Annotated in this window: 19 protein-coding genes; 12 read left to right on the top strand and 7 right to left on the bottom strand. The window is 67.6% G+C overall.

All coding sequences use genetic code 11. From position 1 onward, the window contains the following. The first annotated feature begins 23 nt into the window (after positions 1–23). From E7V67_023620 to E7V67_023600, 5 genes are all read left to right on the top strand, one after another. Entirely contained in the window at positions 24–1,160 is a 1,137-nt protein-coding gene (locus E7V67_023620) for a DUF3108 domain-containing protein (protein ID WUR12650.1), read from the top strand. 31 nt (positions 1,161–1,191) lie between these two features. Continuing rightward, on the top strand, positions 1,192–1,932 hold the full coding sequence (locus tag E7V67_023615) for a DUF3108 domain-containing protein (GenBank protein WUR12649.1): 741 nt from the start codon (positions 1,192–1,194) through the stop codon (positions 1,930–1,932). A 133-nt stretch (positions 1,933–2,065) separates the two neighbouring features. Then, complete coding sequence (locus tag E7V67_023610) at positions 2,066–3,475, top strand: hypothetical protein (protein ID WUR12648.1); 1,410 nt, start codon at positions 2,066–2,068, stop codon at positions 3,473–3,475. Further along, positions 3,468–4,286 carry a hypothetical protein gene (locus tag E7V67_023605; protein WUR12647.1) on the top strand — a complete coding sequence of 273 codons (819 nt, stop codon included), beginning with the start codon at positions 3,468–3,470 and terminating at the stop codon, positions 4,284–4,286. The genes E7V67_023610 and E7V67_023605 overlap by 8 nt, the downstream gene beginning before the upstream one ends. A gap of 3 nt (positions 4,287–4,289) precedes the next feature. Next, the gene (locus E7V67_023600) at positions 4,290–7,115 is read left to right on the top strand and encodes an ATP-binding protein (protein WUR12646.1); all 2,826 of its coding nucleotides are present in this window, start codon (positions 4,290–4,292) and stop codon (positions 7,113–7,115) included. 79 nt (positions 7,116–7,194) lie between these two features. Here the strand turns inward: E7V67_023600 and E7V67_023595 are convergent, their stop codons facing one another. Both E7V67_023595 and E7V67_023590 read right to left on the bottom strand, forming a co-directional pair. Then, positions 7,195–8,079 carry a PEP-CTERM sorting domain-containing protein gene (locus E7V67_023595; protein ID WUR12645.1) on the bottom strand — a complete coding sequence of 295 codons (885 nt, stop codon included), beginning with the start codon at positions 8,077–8,079 and terminating at the stop codon, positions 7,195–7,197. 91 nt (positions 8,080–8,170) lie between these two features. Continuing rightward, positions 8,171–8,437, bottom strand: coding sequence for a hypothetical protein (locus tag E7V67_023590; GenBank protein WUR12644.1), 267 nt, complete (start codon positions 8,435–8,437; stop codon positions 8,171–8,173). Here E7V67_023590 and E7V67_023585 point away from each other — a divergent pair. Genes E7V67_023585 through E7V67_023575 form a run of 3 tightly spaced genes read left to right on the top strand, consistent with a single transcriptional unit; the run spans position 8,436 to position 10,348 of the window. Next, positions 8,436–8,954 (top strand): GbsR/MarR family transcriptional regulator, encoded by a 519-nt coding sequence (locus E7V67_023585; GenBank protein ID WUR12643.1) that lies wholly within the window; start codon positions 8,436–8,438, stop codon positions 8,952–8,954. The two genes, E7V67_023590 and E7V67_023585, sit on opposite strands and share 2 nt — an antisense overlap. Before the next feature lie 16 nt (positions 8,955–8,970). Next, positions 8,971–9,402, top strand: a complete 432-nt coding sequence (locus E7V67_023580) for a DUF393 domain-containing protein (protein WUR12642.1) — start codon at positions 8,971–8,973, stop codon at positions 9,400–9,402. A gap of 4 nt (positions 9,403–9,406) precedes the next feature. Beyond that, a complete protein-coding gene (locus tag E7V67_023575; GenBank protein WUR12641.1) occupies positions 9,407–10,348 on the top strand; it encodes a TIGR01777 family oxidoreductase in 942 nt (313 codons plus the stop codon). Positions 10,349–10,355: 7 nt separating this feature from the next. On the opposite strand, the gene E7V67_023570 is transcribed toward E7V67_023575, so the two are convergent. Further along, on the bottom strand, positions 10,356–11,258 hold the full coding sequence (locus E7V67_023570; protein WUR12640.1) for a hypothetical protein: 903 nt from the start codon (positions 11,256–11,258) through the stop codon (positions 10,356–10,358). Continuing rightward, positions 11,255–11,779: a hypothetical protein gene (locus tag E7V67_023565; protein ID WUR12639.1), complete on the bottom strand. Its 525-nt coding sequence runs from the start codon at positions 11,777–11,779 to the stop codon at positions 11,255–11,257. Before E7V67_023565 ends, E7V67_023570 begins: the two co-directional genes overlap by 4 nt. A gap of 98 nt (positions 11,780–11,877) precedes the next feature. Here E7V67_023565 and E7V67_023560 point away from each other — a divergent pair, with 98 nt between their 5' ends. After that, complete coding sequence (locus E7V67_023560) at positions 11,878–12,051, top strand: hypothetical protein (GenBank protein WUR12638.1); 174 nt, start codon at positions 11,878–11,880, stop codon at positions 12,049–12,051. 145 nt (positions 12,052–12,196) lie between these two features. On the opposite strand, the gene E7V67_023555 is transcribed toward E7V67_023560, so the two are convergent. Together E7V67_023555 and E7V67_023550 are read right to left on the bottom strand one after the other, a co-directional pair. Then, positions 12,197–16,615 (bottom strand): translocation/assembly module TamB domain-containing protein, encoded by a 4,419-nt coding sequence (locus E7V67_023555; protein ID WUR12637.1) that lies wholly within the window; start codon positions 16,613–16,615, stop codon positions 12,197–12,199. Further along, positions 16,615–18,402, bottom strand: coding sequence for an autotransporter assembly complex family protein (locus E7V67_023550; GenBank protein WUR12636.1), 1,788 nt, complete (start codon positions 18,400–18,402; stop codon positions 16,615–16,617). The genes E7V67_023555 and E7V67_023550 overlap by 1 nt, the downstream gene beginning before the upstream one ends. Before the next feature lie 164 nt (positions 18,403–18,566). Between E7V67_023550 and queC the strand changes: the two genes are divergently transcribed. Further along, positions 18,567–19,271, top strand: a complete 705-nt coding sequence (queC, locus tag E7V67_023545; protein ID WUR12635.1) for a 7-cyano-7-deazaguanine synthase QueC — start codon at positions 18,567–18,569, stop codon at positions 19,269–19,271. 8 nt (positions 19,272–19,279) lie between these two features. Here the strand turns inward: queC and E7V67_023540 are convergent, their stop codons facing one another. Further along, on the bottom strand, positions 19,280–19,660 hold the full coding sequence (locus E7V67_023540; protein WUR12634.1) for a hypothetical protein: 381 nt from the start codon (positions 19,658–19,660) through the stop codon (positions 19,280–19,282). A 193-nt stretch (positions 19,661–19,853) separates the two neighbouring features. On the opposite strand from E7V67_023540, the gene E7V67_023535 reads away from it, so the two are divergent. Next, entirely contained in the window at positions 19,854–20,348 is a 495-nt protein-coding gene (locus E7V67_023535; GenBank protein ID WUR12633.1) for a hypothetical protein, read from the top strand. A 79-nt stretch (positions 20,349–20,427) separates the two neighbouring features. Further along, positions 20,428–22,392 carry a GAF domain-containing sensor histidine kinase gene (locus tag E7V67_023530; protein ID WUR12632.1) on the top strand — a complete coding sequence of 655 codons (1,965 nt, stop codon included), beginning with the start codon at positions 20,428–20,430 and terminating at the stop codon, positions 22,390–22,392. Positions 22,393–22,495 lie beyond the last annotated feature (103 nt).

Genomic DNA, 22,495 nt, shown 5'->3' with positions numbered 1-22,495 from the left:
GGCGCAGGCGCTACACTAGCGCCATGACGTCGCAATCCTTCCTCAGCCGGCACCGCCGCACGCTGCTGCTTGGCGCGCTGACCTTGATGCTGCATTACATCACGATCGACTGGCTGGCGGCGCGCATCGGCATGGCGGACCATGAACCCGCCACGCCGCCCACCGTCAGCGCGCAACTGCGGCTGGCGCTGCCCGTCCGCACCGAGACGGTGCAGCGACAGGCGCCCAGCGAGGCGCCGGCCGCGCCGCGCCCGCCGCGCCGCGCGGCGCCCAAGCCCGAACCGGCCCCCGCCAGCGCGGCACCGGTGGACGATGGCGCGGGCGCGGCCGGGCAAGGCGGCGACCCCGGCGACGCAGCCGCGCTACAATCGGCCGAGCCGGCGCCCGCACCGGCCCCGGCGGTGGCGCCCGCACCGGAGCCGCCAGCCCCCGCACCCGAGGCCGCGCCAGCGGCGGCCGCGCCGCCCCCCGAAGTACCGGCGACCGGGCGGCGCTTCCGCGTCAACGTGCCGCCGCCTGCCGCGTTCGAGCTGGAGGTGAAACGCACGGATGCGGACGGGCGCAAGTGGTCCGGCGTCGCCGACATGCGCTGGCAGACGGACGGCAGCACCTACAAGGTTGGCCTGAACGTGGGCATCAGCATGCTGATCGCGCGCGTCGACCTGCTGGCGCTGACCAGCGAGGGCACGATCGAAGACGCCGGCATCGCCCCGGTGACGATGACGGAAAAGCGCCGTACCCGCTCGATGACGGCCACGCACTTCCACCCGGACGAGCGGCGCATCACGTTCTCGGCCAGCAGCGCCAGCGTGCCGATGCTGGCGGGTGCGCAGGACAAGGCCACGGTGCCGTTCCAGCTGGCCGCGATCGGTCGCGGCGACGTCAACCAGTTCGCCGGCGACATCGACATCCAGGTGGGCGAGGACCGCGGCGCTACGATCTACCGCTTCCAGCTGGTGGGCGAGGAGGAGCTGGAGACGAAGATGGGGCGCCTGGTCACGTGGCGGCTGGCGCGACCGCCCAAGCCGGGCAGCTACAACGCCCGGCTCGACATCTGGCTGGCGCCCAGCCTGGACTGGTATCCGGTGCAGATCCGGAACACCGAGGGCAATGGCGCCGTGACGACGCAGACGGTCACGAAGATTGTGCGGCCGCGGTAAACGAATAGGGATCAGCAACAAGGGACCAGAAATGCGTAGCAAGACAGCACTGACACTCATCGCGGCACTGGCCGCGGCCACGGCGCAGGCCGACGACGACCATCCGAGCGTGAAGCGGCCATTCAACCTGCCGCCTTCGGCGGAGCTGGTGTATTCCGTCAAGGCCAACAGCCACGGCATTCCGCTGGCCGGCAACGGCACGATCACGTGGCAGCAGGGCGGCGGCAAGTACACGCTGTTGACGGAAGCCCGCTCCGGCATCTTCGGCAAGGTGCTGGAATACCGCAGCGAGGGCGGCATCGACGCGTACGGCCTGGCGCCGGAGAGCTATTTCGAGAAGCGCATCCGCAAGGGTGCCGGCACCACGACGTTCAAGCGCGATACCAAAGTCATCGACTTTGCCGACAACGACAAGTCGGTGCCGCTCAAGGGTGGCGAGCAGGATCGCAGCAGCGCCCCGTGGCAGCTGGCGGCATTCGCCCGCGCGACGCCGGACAAGTTCACGCCCGGCTCGGAATGGTCGATCTACGTGGCCGGCCGCCGCAGCGCCGAGACGTGGACGTTCAAGGTGGTGGGCAGCGAGACGGTGCAGACGGGCCAGGGCGGCGTCAAGGCGGTCCACTTCAGCAAGGCGCCGCCGAAGTCTAAACAGGGCCAGCAGGTCGACCTGTGGCTGGCGCCGGGGCTGGAGTGGTATCCCGTGCGCCTTGTCTTCACCGAAGAGGATGGGGATTCCTTCGAGCAACTTCTCGACAAGGTCATCAAAAAATAAGCCGGGAACCCACGGTGACTACCTGCCATTCCGTGCGGGTTTGCATCCCGGAACTGGTATACTGACGCCCCCGCTCGGGACCGCAAGGCGATGTCAAACTTGCACCGGGCCGGCCAGATACCCCCGGAGCAGAATGAGTACAACCGCAAACAAGGCAGCAAGCAACGCAGCGACCGCAGCCTCGGCTGCCGATGTGACCCCCACGGAGCACCTGGACCTTTCGCAGCAGCACGAGCAGAATGCCGCGCTGCAGGCGCACTTCCAGCCCCACGTTTCGGTCGACGAAATCGAGCAAGTGTTCCACCTGAAGCGCGCGCAGCCGCTGCTGCAGGTGTTCACGGCGCTGTTCCATGGCGGCTTCGAGAGCGTGCTGGTGCGCCTGCTGGTGCTGCGCGAGCTGGCCAACGACACCACGACGTCCGCCTTCTCGCGTGCCGACATCAATACGCGCCTGGCCTACCTGCTGCCGGAAAGCCTGGAAACCGTGCTGACGCGCCTGCGCTCGAACCAGCTGCTGGCATGGGACGCGCAGCAGGGCGTCTACCGCGTCACGCCGATGGCGCGCAATGTGCTGTCGGCCATCGACAGCCTGCTGGCGCCCGCGCAGGACGAGGACAACGCCGAGATGGGCTTCCTGCTGTCGCAGGTGGCCGGCGCGCAGGCGATCGGCGGTGTCACGGTGGAGCAATTGCAGCACCTGCTGGGCCGGCTGGTCGACCTGACCGAGGAGTTCCGCGACGCTATCGCGTCCGGTTCCGAATTCCGCCTGCGCGAATCGCAGGCCAAGTGGCACACCGCGTGCGACTGGGTGGAAAAGGGCAGCGAGATCCTGCGGGCGATCACCAGCGACGAGAACGCCGACCATGCCACCCACCGCGCCGCCCAGGCGATCGGCCGGGCCCAGAGCGCGCTCCTGAACATGCAGGGCATGTTCTCGCGCGCGCTGAACCAGATCGAGCGCCAGCGCGTGCACCTGGGCCAGTCCGGCCTGTCCACCACCGACATCAAGCGCTGGCTGCTGGCGCACGAGGACCTGGCCTCGCTGGCCGACGACGCCATCGACCAGCCCGTGAAGCCGCTGTTCATCACGCCGGCCGAGATGATCGACGTGGCCGAAACCGAGCTGCTGACGGAACGCGTGACGTCCGCCGTGGGCGGCCTGCCGTCCGGCACCGATGCGCCGACCACGATCAACGACACCCCGGCGATGGCCAAGGAACTGGACGACTGGCTGGCGCGCCTGTCCGACTTCGCCACGTTGAACAACTTCCCCAGCATCGCGGCCGAATCGCCGAAGGAGATCCCGGCGCACGAGTCGCTGCTGCCGGCCAGCTTCGCGGTGGCGTCGTATCGCGCCTCGCTGCTGCCGCTGCTGGGCGACGTCTCGGAGGCGAGCCTGCAGGGCGCCACGGCCGAACTGGCGCGCCTGCCGATCACCTTCACCCCGACCGACACGATGGTGCAGCTGCCCGACCTCGAGGTCGCGGCCATGACGCTGGCCTCCCTCTCACTAGACCTGGAAAGCGGCAAGGCCGATGAATGACGATTCCCAAATCCTGATCGCGCGCCTGTTGACGCATCAGACCCTGCGCCGCGACGACAAGCTGGTCAAGCGCGCGCTGTCGGACGAGCAGTTCCGCGCCGAGGTGGACGCACGCCTGCTGGCGACCGGCCTGAAACTGCTGGACAACGTGTATGCCGACCACGTCACGCTGGCGCTGCACCGCACGATCGAACCGAAGATCTTCGGCGCGCGCGACACGTGGCAGAACAATAACTTCGGCCTGGCGCGCGACGGCGTCGCCCTGCTGGTCGTGCTGTGGGCGCTGATCATCCTGCCCAAGCGTGAGCGCCAGGAGACGCACCAGCACGCGGAAGACGACCAGAACGACATGTTCGGCACCGACAAGCCGGTGCCGCGCGCGGAAGACACCTCGATCGGCATCCCGTACAAGGCGTTGCTGGCCGACTTCGGCGACAAGCTGGGCAAGAAGACGCGCATGGACATGAACCTGGGCATCCTGTCCAAGCTGGGCTTCATCGAGCGGCGCGGCGACATCATCGTCGAAGGCCCGCTGCTGGACCTGTTGATGGACACCGACTTGCTGAAGGAACGCATCATCAACGGCGCGCTGGCCGACGTGTTCAAGCGCGCGCCGGCGCAGATCGTGCATATCCCGCGCGCCGCGCTGGCCGAAGCGGCCGCCGATGCCGAACGGGCCGGCCAGGCCGCGCGCAACGCCACCACGATGGCGCGCGAAGTGGAAGCGGCCGTGCTGGATGCCGCCGCCGCCCGCGCCGCCGCCGAAGGCGACGACAGTGCCGCAACCCCCGAAACACCGAACGAAGGCTGACCCATGTTCCACATCAAATCGCTCGAACTGGTCCACTGGGATTACTGGCAGCGCATCAAGAACATCCCGCTCGACGCGAAGATCATCACGATCGCGGGCCAGAACGGCTCCGGCAAGACCACCTTGCTGGACGCGCTGCGCACGCTGTTCGGCCTCGATTGCTCGATGGGCCGCACCTATAAACACTATGCGCGCCATTCGGGCCAGCAGAGCGCCTGGTTGCGCGCCGTGGTCGACAACAAGCCGTCCGGCCGCCAGCTGTCGAACCGGCCATTCCGCGCCAGCGGCTATTTCGCCGAGGACGAGGTCACGTTGTTCTGCCAGATCCAGAAGAACGGCGGCGACTGGAAGCGCCAGTACCTGATGCGCCCGGGAAACGTCGAGATCGAGGAAGTGACGGAAGCGAACGACTGGCTCGGCGTGGAAAACTATCGCAAGCGCCTGGCGCAAGCCGGCCTGTCGCCGGCAATGGCGAAGGTGCTGGCGCTGGAGCAGGGCGAGACGGACAAGCTGTGCGAATACGCGCCGCGCCAACTGCTGGACCTGGTGTTCCAGGTGTTCGGCGACAAGGAAGTGCTGGACGCCTACGACGAGGCCAAGCGCCACCAGCGCGACACGGAAGAGGAACTGAAACGCTTCGAGGCGGAGCTGGACGGCTCGCGCGCCAACCTGGAAGCGCTGCGCCTGCGCGTGGCCAACTACCACCAGTGGGAAACGCTGCACAAGGAGCGGCGCAACCTGCAGGAGGAAGTGCTGCCTTCGCTGGAGTACCACGAGGCGCGCGAGAAGGCCAACAACATCGGCCGCCAGCTGCGCGAGGCGAAGAAGCCGCTGGCCCAGGTCGACCAGATCATCCTGGACAAGCGCAAGGACGTCGAGCGCCAGGCCAAGCTGTTGCAGGATGCGCAGCAGCAGGAGACGGTGCTGGAGCAGGAATCGACCGCGCTGCAAAGCCGCCTGTCGCTGTTGAACGCGAAACTAAAACCGCTGGACAGCCTGATCGAACAGAAGTCGCGCCTGCAGAAGCTGGCCGCCGAAGCCGGCGCCGACGTGGCCGATGTGGCCGCGCAGCTGGAAGAGAAGGAAGCGGAACTGGCCAAGCTGCGCGCATCGCGCGACGCGGTGTCGTCGCGCATCGCGGCCGACAAGGCGACGATCGCCGCGCTGCAGGGCAAGACCGCGATGCCGGAGCCGGACAATGTGCGCGCCATGCGCCGCGCGCTGCGCGATGCCAATATCGCGCACGCGATGCTGTCCGATATCGTCGAGGTGACGGACCCGAAATGGCAGGGCGCCGTCGAGGGTGTGCTGGGCGGTTACGCCTCCGTGGTGCTGCTGGAGAACGCCTCCGACGCGTCGGCCGCGTACCGGTTGGCGGAAAAGGAACGCTATCGCCACTTCATCGTGCCCGAATGCGTCAAGGCGCACGAGCCGAAGAACCAGAGCCTGCTGTCGGTGGTGCGCTTCACGGCGCGCGCGCCGGAATGGCTGATCGACCAGCTGTCGCGCATCACGCGCGTGGACTCGGTGGAAGAAGGCGCACGCCTGGGCAATATCGAGGAATGGATCACGCCGGACGCCTACCACAAGGAACGCCGCGGTGGCCGCTCGCTGTTCGTCGAGGTGTCGCGCTACCGCTTCGGTTCGGCCGGCCGCACGCAGCGCCAGGAAGCCATCGCGCGCAACCTGCCGGCGCTGGAAGCGGAAGAAGACAAGTTCACGCTGCAGATCAGTAAACTCGCTTCCGAAACCAGCGCGCTGAAGGCGCGCGTGGCGGGCGTGGATGCGGTCAAGGAGCTGTCGGCCCGCGCCGACGAATTCGACGAAGCCGCGCGCGCGGCCGTGCCACTGCGTTCCGAGCGGCTGGAAGTGGGCACGCGCCTGGGCGAGCTGCAGGGCCTGATGAAGAATGCCACGGTGGCGCGCACGCGCGCCGATTCGGCATGGCAGTCGGCACGCATGGCGCTGTCGGAAGCGGAAGCGGGCATGCGCCTGAACTACAAGCGCCAGCTGGAGCAGCGCAGCGACCACGCCCGCGCCTTGCTGGCATTGCGGCGCCAGTGGCGCCACCTGCCGGGTGCCTGGCGCCGGCCGGCGCGCCGCCAGGCCCTGGTGGCGCAGCACCAGAACGCGCACCAGGTGGATTTGCGCATCGCCAGCCTGCAGGCCAGCCTGGCGCGCGACGACTGGGAGCTCGATGCGACCGTCATCGACCAGTACCAGCGCCTGAACGAGCAGCTGTCCTCGCGCAAGGTCGAAACGGAAGAGCGCCGCTACCAGAACAACCGCGCGATCGAGGCGACCGCCAACGCCCGTGGTGCCTACATCGAGCGGTTGCGCTACACGATCAAGCAATACACCAAGAACATCAAGGAGTTGGGCGAGCTGGCCAATATCGAAGTCAGCGCCGACCCCGTCAAGCTGGAGAACGACGACCTGCTGCTGGCCCAGGCCGGCCTGCACGTGCGCTTCAAGTTCGACGGCAAGGGCGTGATCGGCATGAACGACGGCGAGGCGTCCGGCGGCCAGCAGGTCATGAAGTCACTGGTGCTCTTGATCGGCCTGTTGAAGTCGGAAGACGGTTCCGGCGGCTTCGTGTTCATCGACGAACCGTTCGCCCACCTGGACATCCGCAACATCCAGCTGGTCGGCGAGTTCCTGAAGAACACCGACGCCCAATACCTGATGACGACGCCGCTGACGCACAACACGGACGTCTACGACCCTTCCGAACTGACGCTCATCACGAGCAAGAAAAAGAAGGATACGCAATGGGCGCAGCCGATCTTCGTGCTGCAGCGGAGGAAGCCGGAGCAGGCTGCCGCCTGATCCAGCTCGCGCCCCTTGGCGGCGGAGGGCCGGCGACCGGCATCGACGCTCCGACTGGAGCGCCGATGCAGTCCTCCGCTCATTCCTGCCGGCTGGCACCGGCTCGCCGCCGCCACACCGTCCACCCCAGTAAGCCCAAGCCTCCCGTCAGCATCCAATGCGTGGCTGGCTCGGGCACTGGCGCGAGCGTGTAGTCATAACTCAGCGAAGCCTGCCGTCCTGCCGGCATATATCCCAGCCAGTAGTCCAGGTTGATCGTGTTGTCGCCATGGCCATCGTCGACCGCATTACTCAGCGTGTACGGATTGATGCTCCAGTCTCTTCGCACACTAGCCACCGCGCTCTCCCGCCCGCTCGTATTGGTCAATGTTACTGAATACCCAGACACCGGTCCAATCGCCAAAACAGAAGCGTTGTATCCCTGATTGTGCACGAAGTTATAGGTGTCATAAGTACCGTAGCGGTTGTAATCCTGGTCCGGATCGAGGCCTACGGCATAGACGACGTTGTTCAGGTCGCCGCCGCTGGAGTTCGTCAGCAGGACATCGCTGTGGATGACCCTGGAGTCCGTCCTGAACGTGATGACCTGGGAGATGTCGAGTCCGTTGTAGTGGCCGCCTGAAGTGATCGTGAAGCTTTCCATGCCGTTCGTATAGCCCCCTGTCACGCTGGTAAAGGGGTTGTTCGGGCTGCCACCGCCGGCGACGGCGAAGCTGCCGCCGACGCCAATCGAATAGAAGGCGAACGGAGTCCCTGGCGTCAGGAAGTCGATGCTCTGATCCCAGTGCCCCCCTCCGGTGGGATCGAAGCGCAGGCCCGTGAACGTGTTGAAGTCGATCAGCGAGCCGCCGTCATTCACGCCGAATTGGATATATTTCCCCGTGACCGTGATATCGGCGCGCGCGCTCGCCGCGCACACCAGCAGTACTGCCGTGCATACTGCTCCCCGTAGCATTGTTTTCATCGCTGACTCCTCGTGCAAGTGGTTGGCCAGCCGGTGCACATCCCAGTGGGCGTCGGCTGCATACGAGCACCGGCAGCCGCCAGGGGGGCGGTTACCGTCCGTACTGAACCAGTATTGTTAGTGGCTCGGCTTGCTGATAGCGGATAGTGAACCAGCTATGACGCGGGGCAAACGGGTGTTGAGCAGGCATTTTTCTGGGCAGATGATATGCCGCCACCGTCAGCCCATCGCTCTGCACCGCCGCATGCAATTGCGCTTCGGTGACGCGCAGCGCGGCGCGGGTCCCGGTTACTTGGAAGCTTGACTCCCGTCTCGCAAGGTCTATAATTTCTGTATAAACAGAAATAAAGGAAATCATGCCGTTGAGCCCGACCGAACAGAAATACATCCTGCACTGGGGCGAGATGGGCACCCGCTGGGGCGTCAACCGCACGGTGGCGCAGATCCATGCGCTGCTCTTTCTCGCCAACGCGCCCCTGCATGCGGAGCACATCGTCGATACCCTTGGCGTGGCGCGCTCGAACGTCAGCAACAGCCTGAAGGAGCTGCAGAGCTGGGGGCTGGTGAAAGTGACGCACGTGCTGGGCGACCGGCGCGACCACTTCGTCGCGCTGCAGGATGTGTGGGAGATCTTCCGCACCATCGTCGAGGAGCGCAAGCGGCGGGAGATCGATCCCACCTTGACCGTGCTGCGCCAGTGCGCCATCGAGGCGGAACAGGATCATGGCATGGAGGATGCGACGCGCCAGCGCATGGCGCAGGTGCTGGATTTCCTCGAGATGCTGACCGACAGCTACGACGACTACAAGCACCTGCCGCCGGCCACCTTGAAACGCCTGCTGTCGATGGGTGGCAAGGTGGCGAAACTGCTGTAACCACGAGGACCCTCAAATGGACACACCCGCATTGACGATCTATTTCGACGGCGCCTGCGCCTTCTGCCGTGCCGAGGTCAACGCACTGCGCGGGCGCGACCGGCGCGGCGCGCTGGCCTTCATCGATATCGCGGCGCCTGGCTTCAGCGAATTCCCGCCGGGCGCCGACATGGCGGCCTTGCAGGCGCAACTGCACTCCGTCACACGCGACGGCCGCGTGCTGCGCGGCCTGGACAGCATGCAGGCGGCCTACGCGCTGGTCGGGCTGGGCTGGATGGTGCTGCCGCTGCGCGTGCGCATGCTGCGCCCGCCGCTGGAGTGGGCGTACGTGCAGTTCGCGCGGCATCGCTACCGCATTTCGCGCCTGCTCGGCTTGTCGTCACCGGCGCCAGCGCCGCAATGCGATGACAATGTCTGCCGTCCCGGCAGTCCCTGGCTGAAAGGGTAAGGCCATGGACACCGCCCTGTCGTTCGGCGCGTCGGGTCAGACCGTACTGGTTACCGGCGCCACCGGCTTCGTCGGCCGCCGGCTGGTGGCGGCCCTGCTGGCCGACGGCCAGCACGTCATCGCCCTGACGCGCCACACGGCCCGGGCCCGACGCCTGCTGGGCGACGCCGTGCGCTGCATCGGCAGCATGGCGGCGCTGCCGCTCGGCGAGCGCGTGGACGTCATCGTCAACCTGGCGGGTGCGCGCATCCTGGGGCCGCGCTGGACGCCGGCGCGCAAGGCCGTGCTGCGCGCCAGCCGGGTCGGGCTGACCGGGCAAGTGGTGCAGTGGATCGCCGGCGCCGCCAGCAAGCCGCGCCTGTTGCTGTCGGCCTCCGCGATCGGCTACTACGGCGTGCAGCGCCAGGATGACCCCGCCGTGCTGACGGAAGCGAGTCCGCCGCAGCCCGTCTTCATGTCGCAGCTGTGCCAGGAGTGGGAAGCGGCGGCCGGGCGCGCCGCGCAATATGGCGTGCAGGTGGCCTGTACCCGCTTCGGCCTCGTGCTGGGGCATGGCGGCGCCCTGCCGCCGATGCTGCTGCCGGTGCGCCTGGGCGTGGGCGGGCGGATGGGCAGCGGCCGGCAAAGCCTGTCGTGGGTGCATATCGACGACCTGGTGGCCGCGCTGGCGTGGCTTGCCCGGCGCAGTACCGAGTTACCCGTGCAGGGTGCATGGAACGTCACGGCACCGCAATGCACGACGCAGCAGGCGTTCGTACAGACGGCGGCGCGGCTCTTGCACCGACCCGCCTTGCTGCCGACGCCCGGCTGGCCCGTGCGCCTGCTGCTGGGCGAGCAGGCCGACCTGCTGCTGGAGGGCCAGCGCGTCGTGCCGCGCCGGCTGCAAGACGAAGGTTTCGCGTTCCGTTACCCGGACCTGGCCGAGGCGCTGGGCGCGCTGTTGTAAGCGCCGCTCAGCCGGCCGGACGGGCCGCGACCTGCAGCACCTGCAGCGCGCGATTGGCCCGCGCCAGCGTCGTCAACGTCGCCTCGTGCCGGGCATCGGCGTCCCGGGTGCCGGCATCGCGATACTGCCGGCACAGGTCCAGCGCCGCCGCCCGGCCCTGCGGCGCATCGGCGGCCACCTCGAAACCGGCCTGCGCCAGCACATTCGCTATCGCGCCGAACAGCGCCGGCGTCATGGCCGGCATCGCCAGCACCGCCGCGCTGGAGGCAAAGCCGCCGCGTCGTGCCAGCGCCAGCATGTAGTGCACATCGGCCTCCAGCCGCACACTGCCGCCAGGGACCAGCACGATCAGCGGCGCATACGGCGCCAGTGCCGGCAGCACGTGGTTCGGATACACGTGCGCCTGCCATTCGGCCGCGGCCAGCAGCGCGAAATGACGATGGTCGCGCAGCGGCGTGAGGCCGGCCTGGGCGAACGGTGTCAGCGCGACCGGGGCCAGGCTGGCGTCGCTGCTGTCCTGCGCCGCGTCGATCAGCAGCGTGCCGATCAGCAGCGCATGACGCATGCCACGGCCGCGCTGGTAACCCCAGACGCGGCGCGACGTGCCGCCTGCCGCCTGGAAGCGCGCCAGCGCGGCGTGGCCGGCAACTGCCGCCGGTGGCAACTGGGTGGGATCGAGGTCGCGCAGCGCCTGCTGCAGCGCCAGCGAAATCTCGGCACAGCAGCCGAGCGGGTAGGGCTTGCCCAGCTTGACGGGCTGGCGCGGCGCCAGCGTCGCATCGATGGTGCCGCGCAGGTGCAGGAACAGGGTGCGCAGCGCCGGCAGTTCGGGCAGCAGGCAGCGTTCCGTCAGCACCTGCTGGTGGGCCGTGTCGACGATGCGCGGTTCGTGCGGCAGCAGCGACATCATTCGACCTCCGGCAGCGCGGGTTGCGCGCGGCGCCAGCGCAACATGCCGATCGAGAAGGCGGCCAGGTAGGCCATGAGCAGGCCGAACGGCACGACGGACAGCGGGTCGTGCAGCACCATCTCCTGGGAGATCGGCTGCGGCACCTCGGACTGGCGCGCGATATAGATCTCGACGCCGATCTGCAGTACGCGCGCGGCAAACAGCAGGCACAGCACGATGCCGAAGCGGTCGTACGGCTTGAAGAAGAAGCGCCGGCCCAGGTTCTCCAGGCGCGTCTTCTTCAGCGCGAACACGCCCAGCCATGCGCCGCCCAGCGCGCCGGCGGCGAGGCACGACAATGCGAACACGTCCGGCAGCAGCGAGATGGCCGATGTCAGCAACAGCAGCGGGAACAAGGTGGCGCCCAGGACGTGCTTCCACAGCAGCGATTCCTGGCGCACGAAGAGGCGCTTGACGCGGGAATAGATACGCCAGATCAGCAGCGGAATCAGCAGCAGCAGCGCGAAGGTGGTCAGTTGCACGGTGACGGATGTGTAAACGGATAAGGGGTGAAATTGTAACGCTGCGGCGCCCGATCGGGGGACGTGATAACTTGTTATCTTCGACGACAGGAGGAACCATGGACCCAATGACGACCGGCCGCTGGATCGAGGCGCACCGGGCGCCGGACCTGCCGGTGCCCGTGGACGAGCCGATGCCCGACCCCCAGCCGGCCCACCCGCATCATCCCAACAGCCCGCTGGAACAGGACGATCCGGTGCCGGATCACAAGCCTGAAGTGGGCTTGCAGTGATTGCCGCTGTGAGCCGCTGACGCAAGGGTCTGTCCCCATCGGGGACTGACCCTGAAGTTTGTCGGCCAAGTCAGCGAATTGCAGACTGACTTCGGGGTCAGTCCCCTGCGGGGACAGACCCCATTGCCTCTCGAGCCGCGTAGTCTTAATCAAACGCCCAGGTGTACAGCACATCCAGCGCATTGTTGGTCCCGGTCTGCAACTGCAGCGTGATGCGCGGGTTGAGCTTGTAGCGCAGCTTGACCAGCGAGGTGGCCGTGCCCGCGCCCTGCTCGAAGCTCAGGTAGGCGCGTGAGGACAGCTTCTTGCCCACCGTGACCACCGTGTTTTCCAGTCCCTTGGCGTTGCCGTTGCCTTTGCCCTGGGCCACGCCCAGCTCGTCCAGGCCCACCTTGTTGGCCAGGCTGCCGCCGCCCTTGCCGCCGAACAGCGCGCCGGCGGCGGTGCTGAGCAGGCCCATCTCGTTGCCGGCCATGTCCTGCGTGCCGTGGCCCAGCACGAGCCAGGACAGCTTCTCGCTGTCCGGCACGCTCGGCGTGGATACCAGCCGCGCCTGCGGCGCCAGTGCCGTGCCGCGCACCTCGACCCCGGCTTCGACGTTGGTCTCCGATGTTTCCGTGCCTTCCGGGCGCTTGCGCACGGCCAGGATGTTCAGGCCAGGGTTGTCGTAAGCGCCCGTGAAGTTGATGACGCCGCGCTCGATCGCCAGCTTCTGGCCATACGCCGCGTAGGTGCCGCTGACCACGCGGATGCTGCCATTCACGCGCGGCGGCCGGCGGTCGGCCATGCGCACGTGCACGGCGCCGGCCAGGTAGGCGTCCAGCCCCTTGCCGCGCAGGCGGAAGTCGTCGCCCAGGTCCGCTTCCAGGTCGACGTTCAGCGGCATCGATTCGGCCGCCTCCCTGATCGTCGGCTTGCTGCGGCCGAGGATGACGACGTCGTCGCTGATCGTCGGCGTGTTCTCGGATGGCAGCTCGATGTCGCCACGGTCGGCGCGAAACTTGCCGCTCAGCTGGAAGCGCCTGGCGTCGCGCACCAGCGAGCTCTCGCCCGTCAGCACCAGGGTGCGGTCGGGGCGCGACAGCGCTTCCAGCTTGTCGGCAGTGAGTTTCAGCTGCATCGTGGCCTCGCCATTGGCCAGGCGCGCCCAGCCCTCGGCGTCGGCGCGGCCCGTGCGGCCCTCGAAATGCAGGCGCTGCACGGCCAGGCGGTCGCCCGCGATGGCCGCCTGCAACTGGCCGTTGCGCAGGCGCACACCCTGTTCGGCCCAGTTGACGACCAGGTTCGTGCCCGTCACGTCACCGTTCAGGGACGGCGCGCCAACGGTGCCGTTGCCGGCCAGGGCGCCCTTGAGCGCACCGTCCAGCTCCAGGCCTTCCATGCCGGCCAGCGGCGCCAGCCAGGCAATCGACGGAATGTTGATGCTGCCGCTTGCATTCAGCGGGCTGTCGCTCGGGATGCGGCCGTTGCGCAGCTGCGCCGCCGCGGCCAGCTTGACCTGGCCGGCGCGGGTGCCTTCGAGCGCCATCTGCATGCGCAGCGTGTTGCCCGCCACGTTGACGCCCGCTTGCAGCTGCGTCAGGCCGAGCGCGAACGGTTTGTCGCCGCCCGTGACGGTGATGTCGCCTTTTTCGCGGAATACCTGCACCGAGCCGTCCAGCGCCGGGGCGGCGCCGGTGGCGACAGGCGCCGCCAGTTCGACGGCCCAGTTGGCGCCCAGGGTCAGGTCCGACTTGACGTTGTTGCGCCAGGCACTCGACAGCTGCGCCAGGTAGGATGCCGGCACGCCGGCGGCGACGCCCCGGCTCTTCCAGCGGGTGCCGTTCTTTTCCAGATTCTCCACGCGGACGCTGCCATCGGGCAGGCGGATGACGGCATTGGTCAGCGCGATCTGTTCCGGCGCCGCCAGGCCCATCACGCCGCGTCCCTTCGGTGCCGCGATGCGCAGCGGCGCCGGGGCCTGCAGGTTCAGCGCGAAGCGGCCCCGATTCTGCAAGGTCTCGATGGCGCCCGTCCACGTGTCGACGGCGAAGCCGCCGTGGATGCGCATGGCCGCGTCGAAATCGGGATTGGCCGCCGTCAGCACGAAGCTATGGTCGGCGCGCGTGCCGCTGCTCTGGAAGCGGGCGCGGTCCAGGGTGAGCGAGGGCGACGAGTAACCGGTCACGTTGATATCGGCCACCAGCGCTTCCACGTTGCCCAGGGTGCCGGTGGCTTTCAGGGCGCGGATCTGGTGCTGCGTCAGGAAGCGCAGCGTGTTGCCCTCCAGGCCGAACGACAGCTGCGGCTTGTCCATCGTGCCGCCGGCCGTGCCGGAGCCGCGCAGCACGCCGCCGAAACCGGGCCCGAGGCTGGACAGCTGCGGCGCGTCCAGCTTCCAGTCGAGCCGGTCGCGCGGCGCGCCGAACGCGCCCTTGGCTTGCAGGCTGTTCGGGCCAAGGCGCAGGTCCACGTCGGCGTTGTCGACGTGGACGTGGTTGCCGTTGATCTTGGCATAGCCGGCCAGTGGCGCGCCTTGCAGGGTGGAAGCGGGCAGCAGCTTGGCATCGACGTTGGCGCGCCAGTCGGCCGCCAGCCGCGCGCTGCCGCTGAACTCCGCATTGATGCTGCCGGTCGGCGCCTCGGCGGCAAAGGCGGCCGGGTTGACCTTGCTGGCGCTGCCCGTCATGGTGACTTCGGGCTGCTTGTTCTTGCCCGCCAGGGCGAACTGGCCAGAGGCGCGGATCAGGCTTTCCGGGGCACGCACCTTGGCGCCCGTCATCGCCAGCCCGCGCGCCTGCGCATCGAACGACGTGCGCGGCGCGGCATAGCCGCCGGTGGCGACGCCGCTCGCGTTCACCGCGCCGGCCAGGTCGGCACGCACGGCGGAGGGCTGCTGCGCATCGACCTTCCAGTTCAGCTTTTCGGACGGCAGGCCGAAGTCACCGGCCAGTTGCGCCGTGTTCTGGCCCAGTACCACCGTGGCGGCGATGTCCGTCAGGTGCTGCGCGTCGGCGCGCAACTTGCCGCTGCCGGCCAGCGGCTGGCCGAACAGGCGGCTGGGGCGGATCGTGAAGTCGGCACCCAGGTTCCACGAGGGCACCAGCTTGCCGGCCGCGTTCAGCGCCGCATTCAGGTCCGCTTGCGGCAAGGCGCCCAGCGCGGACGGGTCGAAGTGATCGACGGTGGCGGCCAGCTTGAACGGCTTGTCGTCCTTCAGGCTGACCCGGCCCGTCAGGTTCACGCTGCCGCGTTGCGCCTGCAGGCGCGCCTGCGTGATGTCGACGATGGCGCCGTCCAGCGTGGCCTGGGCCATCAGGCGCAGGTTCCTTTCCGCCAGGTTGACGTTGAAGGCCTGCTTCTCGCCCGTGCTGCGGGCCGTGATGTCGCCGGCGATGGCCGTCGGCTTGGCGCTGCCGTGCAGCGCGTGCAGGTCGATGCGGTCGGTGTGCAGCTTGAACTCGGCCGTCTCGATGCCGCCTTCCGGCCCCGTGCGGCGGACGTTGCCGCCGCCGGTGAATTTGCCCGCTGCGCCCAGGTCGATCAGCAGCGTGTCCAGGGTGGCCACCGTCAAGGTGCCGCCCAGGCGCGCCGTGACGGCGCGCAGCGGCAGGCGGCCCTGGTCGATCGGGCCCGGCTCCGCCGTATTGGTCAGCGCCAGGTTGCCGGAGACGTTCTGGCCATTGCCGATCTGCGCCTTCAGCTCCATGTTCAGCGTGGCCTTCGGCCAGGCCGACTGGAAGCGGGAAGGGTCGACGCCATAGGCGCGCACGTCCGCCGTGCGCAGCGGGATCTTGTCGAACGGCGCGATCGTGACGACACCGTCGCCATTGGCATTGGCCGAGGTGCCCTTGACGGCCACCGTCATCAGGCCGAGGTTGCCGGTGACGGCCGCCGCCAGCTGGGCCGGCGCTTGGCCGGGCGCGTAATGTACTTCGCTCAGGCTGGCCTTGCCTTCCAGCGCGAACGGCTTTTGCGCGCCGATGGTGGCATCGGCCGCCAGCTTGCCGATCGGCGTCAGGGCCGTGGCGTTCTTCAGCTGCCAGCGGCTCTTGTCGCCGAACAGGGCGGCGTGGATGGCGCTCACTTCGTTGCGGCCGCCTTTTTCGTCCAGCATGACCAGTTTCGTCAATCCCGCGTCCGCCACCGTGATGCGGAACGGCGGCGCCAGCGTCGTCGGCATCACCAGCGGTTCAGAGGGGCCGGTGCTCTGCACCAGCACATTGGCCACGCGCAGCTTGCTGATCTCGATCCCGCTGGAGAAGAACTGCAGGGGTGACCAGTCGACGTCGATATTGTCCGCCGTGATCGTGCTGCCCTTGCCCTTGTAGACCAGGCGGCCGATGTGCATGTGGTCGTACAGCGAGCCCGTGACGCCCGTCAGCGTGACCGAGCCGCCGGAAGCCTTTGCCACGCGCTGGGCGATCTGCTGCAGCGTCGTTTCGCGGCCCAGCAGCCAGACGGCGCCGCCCAGCACGACGACGGTGACGCCGGCCCCGATCAGCGTGCGGCGCAGCCAGCGGCGCGGCTTCGGTGCGGCTGGCGCGGTCTCGGGCGTGGTGTCTTGATTGTCGGTGCCGGCCATCAGAAGGTGAATCCCAGAGAGAAGTGCAGACGGCCCTTGCGCACGGCATGGCCGTAGGCCAGGTCCACGTTGATCGGCCCCACGGGGCTCTTGTAGCGCGCGCCGATACCGTAGCCCGCTTTGGGGTGGATGCCGGACAGCGAGTCGGCCGCGTTGCCGGTGTCGTAGAACGCGGCGGCGCCCCAGTTGGGCTTGAACCAGTACTGGTACTCGGCGCTGGCCGTCAGCAGGTAGCGCCCGCCGACGGTGGCATCGCCTTCGCGCACGCCCAGCTCCTGGTAGCCGTAGCCGCGCACGGAATTGTCGCCACCGGCGCGGAACAGGTAGGTGGCCGGCACGCCGTGCTTGTTGCCGGATTTCAGCGCGCCGAGTTCACCGCGGAAGATGAACAGGTTTTTCGCGTTGAGCGGGCGGTAGGTGATGCCGCGCGCCGTGACACGGATGAATTTCTCGTCCGTCAGGATCGGCAGCACGGCGCCGCCCGCGGTGGCGTTCAGCACATAGCCCTTGGTAGGGAAGATCAGGTTGTCCAGCTTGCGCCACGTGACGGCATAGGTGAACGGCAGGCTGGCGGCATGCGTGGGCTCGGCGCCGGCCACGCTGCGCGATTCGTTCAGGTACTCGGCCGAGATGCTGCGCTCCAGTTGCGGCGTGCCCCAGGCGCGCTTGCCGTACACGGAGGCGCTGCGGATCGTTTCACCCTCGATGTCTTCGCGGTTCAGGGCGGCGCCGAAGCTGTCGTTGTAGCCGTCGGCCGTGGTGGGGAAGAAGAAGTCCGCATGCGCGTTCTGCTTTTTCTGCTCCAGCGTCAGCGCGCTTTTCATGCGCAGGCCCCAGATGGCGAGATCGTCGTACGCGACCGACGTGCGCGCGCCGGTGTTGGTCGAGATACCGACACCGACACTGGCGTTCTTGCGCTTGTTCTCCACCACGCGCACCAGCAGCGGCAGCGGCGGAATCGTGGCCGGTTGCGGCGTGCCGGCCTGCTTGTCCGCCGCCGCGTCGCGCTGCTGGCTGATCAGCGCGTTCAGGTCGGCGCTGACTTCGACGCCGGAGAAATAGCCGGTGTCCTGCAGCTTGGCCTGGAAGGCCTGCAGCGCCGCTTCGTCATACACGTCGCCGGGCTGGATCACGTTCAGGTTGCGCACGATCGATTCGGGATAGCGCTTCAGCCCTTCGATCTTCAGTTCGCCGAAACGCATTTCCGGCCCGCTGTCCAGGGCCACGCGCAGCAGTGCGCGGCGCGTTTCCGGATCGACGGTGGCCACGCTTTCGGTCAGCTGGGCGCGTGGATAACGGGTCTGCACGACGGCGCGCAGGATGGCGCGCTTGGCCCGTTCCCAGTCCTCCTGGCGGAACACTTCCCCCTCGGGCAGCGGCCAGCTGGCGCGCAGCGCTGCCTTGTCGAATGGATTTTCGCCCGTCGATTCGAAGCCGTTCAGCACGATCTCGACGGCGCCGACCAGCACCGGTTCGCCCGGCGTGACGTCGACGGTCACGTTGGGCGTGCCGTCGCTGTCGTCCAGCCGTACCGTCACTTCCGGGCTGTAGTAGCCTTCCGTGGCCAGCAGCGTTTTGGCCTGGGCCGGCGTGGTGCGCACCAAGCGGCGCAACTGCTCGCGGTCGGTGCGTGGATTGCCGCGATAGCGCAGCAGGTCGAGGTTTTCCTCCAGCAGGTCGTCCAGATCGCCGGGGGCGTTGATGCGCACGTTGTACTGCAAGCCGTCGGCGGCCAGCACGGCCAGCGGCAGGGCCAGTGCGGCGCAGGCGAGCGCTACCCGCTGCATTACTTTTGTCGCGACATATGCCAAAATTCGTGTTTTCTTCCGGTGGGTTGCACTCTGCGGCAACGGTTGAGTGAATATATGTGGATGGTACTGGATAAACCGCCGCGATGGCGTTCCGATAACACCCGCCCGGAAGGCGTTCTGTTTGATAGGAAGATAGCAATATGAAAAGCGATGCGGCCCTTGTTCTGTTCAGCGGCGGGCAGGATTCGACGACATGCCTGGCCTGGGCCCTGGACCGCTACGCGCGGGTGGAAACGATCGGCTTCGACTATGGCCAGCGCCATGCGATCGAGCTGACCATGCGCCCCGAGCTGCTGGGCAAGCTGCGCGCGCAGCGGCCCGACTGGGCGGCCAGGCTGGGCGAGGACCACATGATCGACCTGGGCCTGATCAAGCAGCTGTCGCACACGGCGATGACGGAGGATATCGAGATCACGATGCAGGCCAACGGCCTGCCGAACACCTTCGTCCCGGGGCGCAACCTGATGTTCATGATGGTCGCCGCCACCCTGGCCTATCGCCGCGGCCTGAACGTGCTGGTGGGTGGCATGTGCGAGACGGATTTTTCCGGTTATCCGGACTGCCGCGACGACACGATGAAGGCGCTGCAGGTCGCGCTGAACCTGGGCATGGATACGCGGGTCAAGCTCGAGACACCGCTGATGTGGCTCGACAAGGCGGAGACCTGGGAGCTGGCCGAGCGCCTGGGCGGCCAGGCGCTGGTGGACCTGATCCGCGCCGACACCCACACCTGCTACAAGGGCGAGCGCGGCGCGCTGCACGACTGGGGCTATGGCTGCGGCGAGTGCCCGGCCTGTGCGCTGCGGGCACGCGGCTACCGGGAGTATGCCGCGCGCCGCGCCTGACGGCAGGGTTATACGGCGGCCGCCTTCAGCGCCTCGACGCGCTTGGCGCGGTTGCGGCGGACGATGTACCACAGGATGCCCAGCGGGATCAGCACCGGCAGCAGCAGCGGCGCGAGCAGCGCCGCCACGAGCAGGCTGGCCAGCGCCAGCGCCACCACCACCAGCACGCCCAGGCCGGCGAACAGGAAGCACAGGAATATGCCGACGGCCGCCACGATCAAAGTGGCCAGCAGGATGCCGCCGCCCGCGAAGAACATGCCCAGCAGTGCGCCGAACGGGCCACCCACTTCATCGTCGTCGATGTGGAAGTACCAGTCGTGCGCGTCGATGGCGTTCAGCGCGGCGATCGACAGCAGGACGATCAGGGTCACGGCAAGCAGCTTTTTCATGATGGGCTCCGAAGGGCGTTGTGCGATGGTGGTACTGTACGTGGCAGGCTCGGGCCGGGCGAACGGATTGCGACGGACGGCGCATTCGGCGGCGTGAAGTGCCGTGCACGCGCCTGAGCGGCATCAACGCGCCGGCGCGCGAAAAATATGCCGCCAACTGCTATGATGCTGGCCTTTCCCAGGACATCGCAGCATGCAAGATTCAAACGAACCGCACGAACAGGAAGACGCCCTGATCCAGGAGGATCGCGTCTGGCAGGGGCAGGGCTGGACGGCCCGCGTCATCAAGAACGAGGACGACGACGGCTGGGCCGTCGCCATGATCAAGGACGGCGAACCGGAACCGGCGCTGGTCGGTCCCTGGACGATGGGGCGCGACAAGAAGAACCCGAAGCCGCTCGACATCTCGGCCTTCCATACGCTGGTCAAGACGGCCAACGAGGTGCTGCGCCGCCACGAGCAGCAACTGCACGCCAGGCTGCACAAGAACGTGCGGGTCACGACCGACGACGGCCCCGTCACCGTCAAGCTGGACATCGTGCCGGACGAGGACGACGCCTACGCCATCCTGTCCGCCGTCGATCAGTACGGTGACGAACTGGCATCGGTGCGGGTGCGGCCGGATTTCAAGCTGAGCCCCACCAGCGCCAGCGACTGGATCGAAGACGGATTCCGCAAACCCCGCTGAGTGTTGCTTTTAGGAAGCCGTGGCTGGCTTCCGCCTGGCGGCCCTGTTATATTGCCCGGATGCATTAATTTCAGGGAATATGATGGAAGTCCGCCTGCGCCGTCTCGAAGCCGTCCAATCCATGCTGCTGGAAATCGGCCAGCTGTCCACCAGCTGCACCGATATCGTCCAGTTCCTGCGTGCCGTGCACGGGGCGCTGGGCCGTATCATGTACGCGGCCAACTTCTACGTGGCGCTGAACGAGCGTGACGGCGATCCCCATGCGGTGCGCTTCGTCTACTACGTGGACGAGGTGGACGCCGCGCCCGATCCGGACGAGGTGGTGCGACTGGCATCCCCGGAGCAGTCGCCGACGGCCTGGGTGATCATGAACCGGCAGCGTCTCGTGATGACGGCCGCCGAGCACATCTCGCGCCAGAGCCATGGTGAACTGATCGGGCAGGGCACCGTGTCCGAACACTGGATGGGCTGCCCGCTGCTGGACCACAACCAGCAGGCGCTGGGCGCCATCGTCATCCAGACCTACGATGCGCGGCACACCTTCAGCGAGGAAGACCAGGCGCTGTTCGCCCTGATCGCCAACCACGTGTCGTCCGCCTTGCAGGGCCTGCAAAGCATGGACCGGCTGGAGCGCGCCGTGCGCGAGCGCACCTTGCGCCTGGAGCACGAGGTGGCCGAGCGGCGCCGCGCCGAGGACCTGCAGCGGGCGCTGTACGAGATCGCCAGCCTGTCGGCATCGGCCTCGGATTCGGGCGCACTGCCGGCCCGGCTGCACGAGATCATCAGCAGCCTGATCCCGGTACGCAACTTCCTGATCGCGCTGTACCACCCGGAAACCAACGAGATCAGCATCCCCTACTTCGTCGACGAGAAGCATGCCGAGGCACCCGTGAAGCGTTTCCGCTTCGGCCAGGGCGCCAGCTCGTACGTGTTGAGGCACAAGCGGCCGGAGTTGCTCGATGCCGTGCGCTACACGGAGCTGGTCGAGGCGGGCGAGATCGACGCGCCGCTGGGCAGCCGCGACATCGCCAGCTGGATGGGTGCCCCCATGCTGCTGGGCGAGCAGGCCTATGGCGTGATCATCGTGCAGAGCTACGACGACTCGGTGATCTATACCCAGTATGACCTCGACATCCTGGCCTTCATGGCCAGCCACGTCGCGGTGGCGCTGGCACGCATGCAGTCGGACCGGGCGATCCGCCGCGCCAAGGCGTCGCTGGAAGAACAGAACGCGGCGCTGAACTCCGCGCTGCAGCAGTTGCAGGCGGCGCAGTCCGAGCTGGTGCGGCAGGAGAAGCTGGCCTCGCTGGGGCGCCTCGTCGCCGGCGTCGCGCACGAGATTAACACGCCGCTGGGGATCTGCGTCACGGCGACCAGCCACCTGGTGCAGGAACTGAAGCTGGTCAAGGAAGACCTGGCGGCCGGCCAGCTGGACGAGGAGGGCCTGAACGGCTTCTTCGACACGGTGGACCAGTCGCTGCGCATCATGACGACCAACACGCAGCGCGCGGCCGCGCTGGTACGCAGCTTCAAACAGGTCGCGGTGGACCAGTCGTCCGACAATATCCGCAACTTCAACCTGGCCAAGTACCTGGACGAGGTGTTGTTGTCGCTGCAGCCCAAGCTGAAGGGCAAGCCGGTCAAGGTGGAGGTAAACTGCCCGGCCGACATCCAGCTGGACAGCTTCCCGGGCGCCGTGTCGCAGATCGTCACGAACATGGTGGTCAACTCGCTGGTGCACGGTTTCGACGACGACCATGGCGGCACGATCCGCATCACGGGCAAGCTCGATGGCGACCATGTCCAGTTCGACTACAGCGACGACGGCATCGGCATGGACCAGGCCACCCTGGCCCAGCTGTTCGACCCGTTCTTCACCACCAAGCGCGGCAGCGGCGGCAGCGGCCTGGGCGCGCATATCCTGTACAACCTCGTCACCGGCCCGCTGGGCGGCACCATCAAGGTGCACAGCGCGCCAGGCATGGGCCTGCACTACCAGCTGCGCTTCCCGCGCGACCAGCGCAAGGCCAAGGCCGCCGCCTGAGCCGGCAGTCACACCAGCCGAGCCCGTGTCGCACATCGGGGTCAGGCACCAAAGCTGACACGGGCTGGAGCGTGTATCGTAAAAACAGCCGGGCTCGTGTCCC

This window comes from [Empedobacter] haloabium (genome assembly GCA_008011715.2).
Lineage (GTDB): Bacteria > Pseudomonadota > Gammaproteobacteria > Burkholderiales > Burkholderiaceae_D > Rugamonas > Rugamonas haloabia.
The sequence above is the reverse complement of the archived record's forward strand: the minus strand, read 5'-3'. Positions and strand labels throughout refer to the sequence as shown.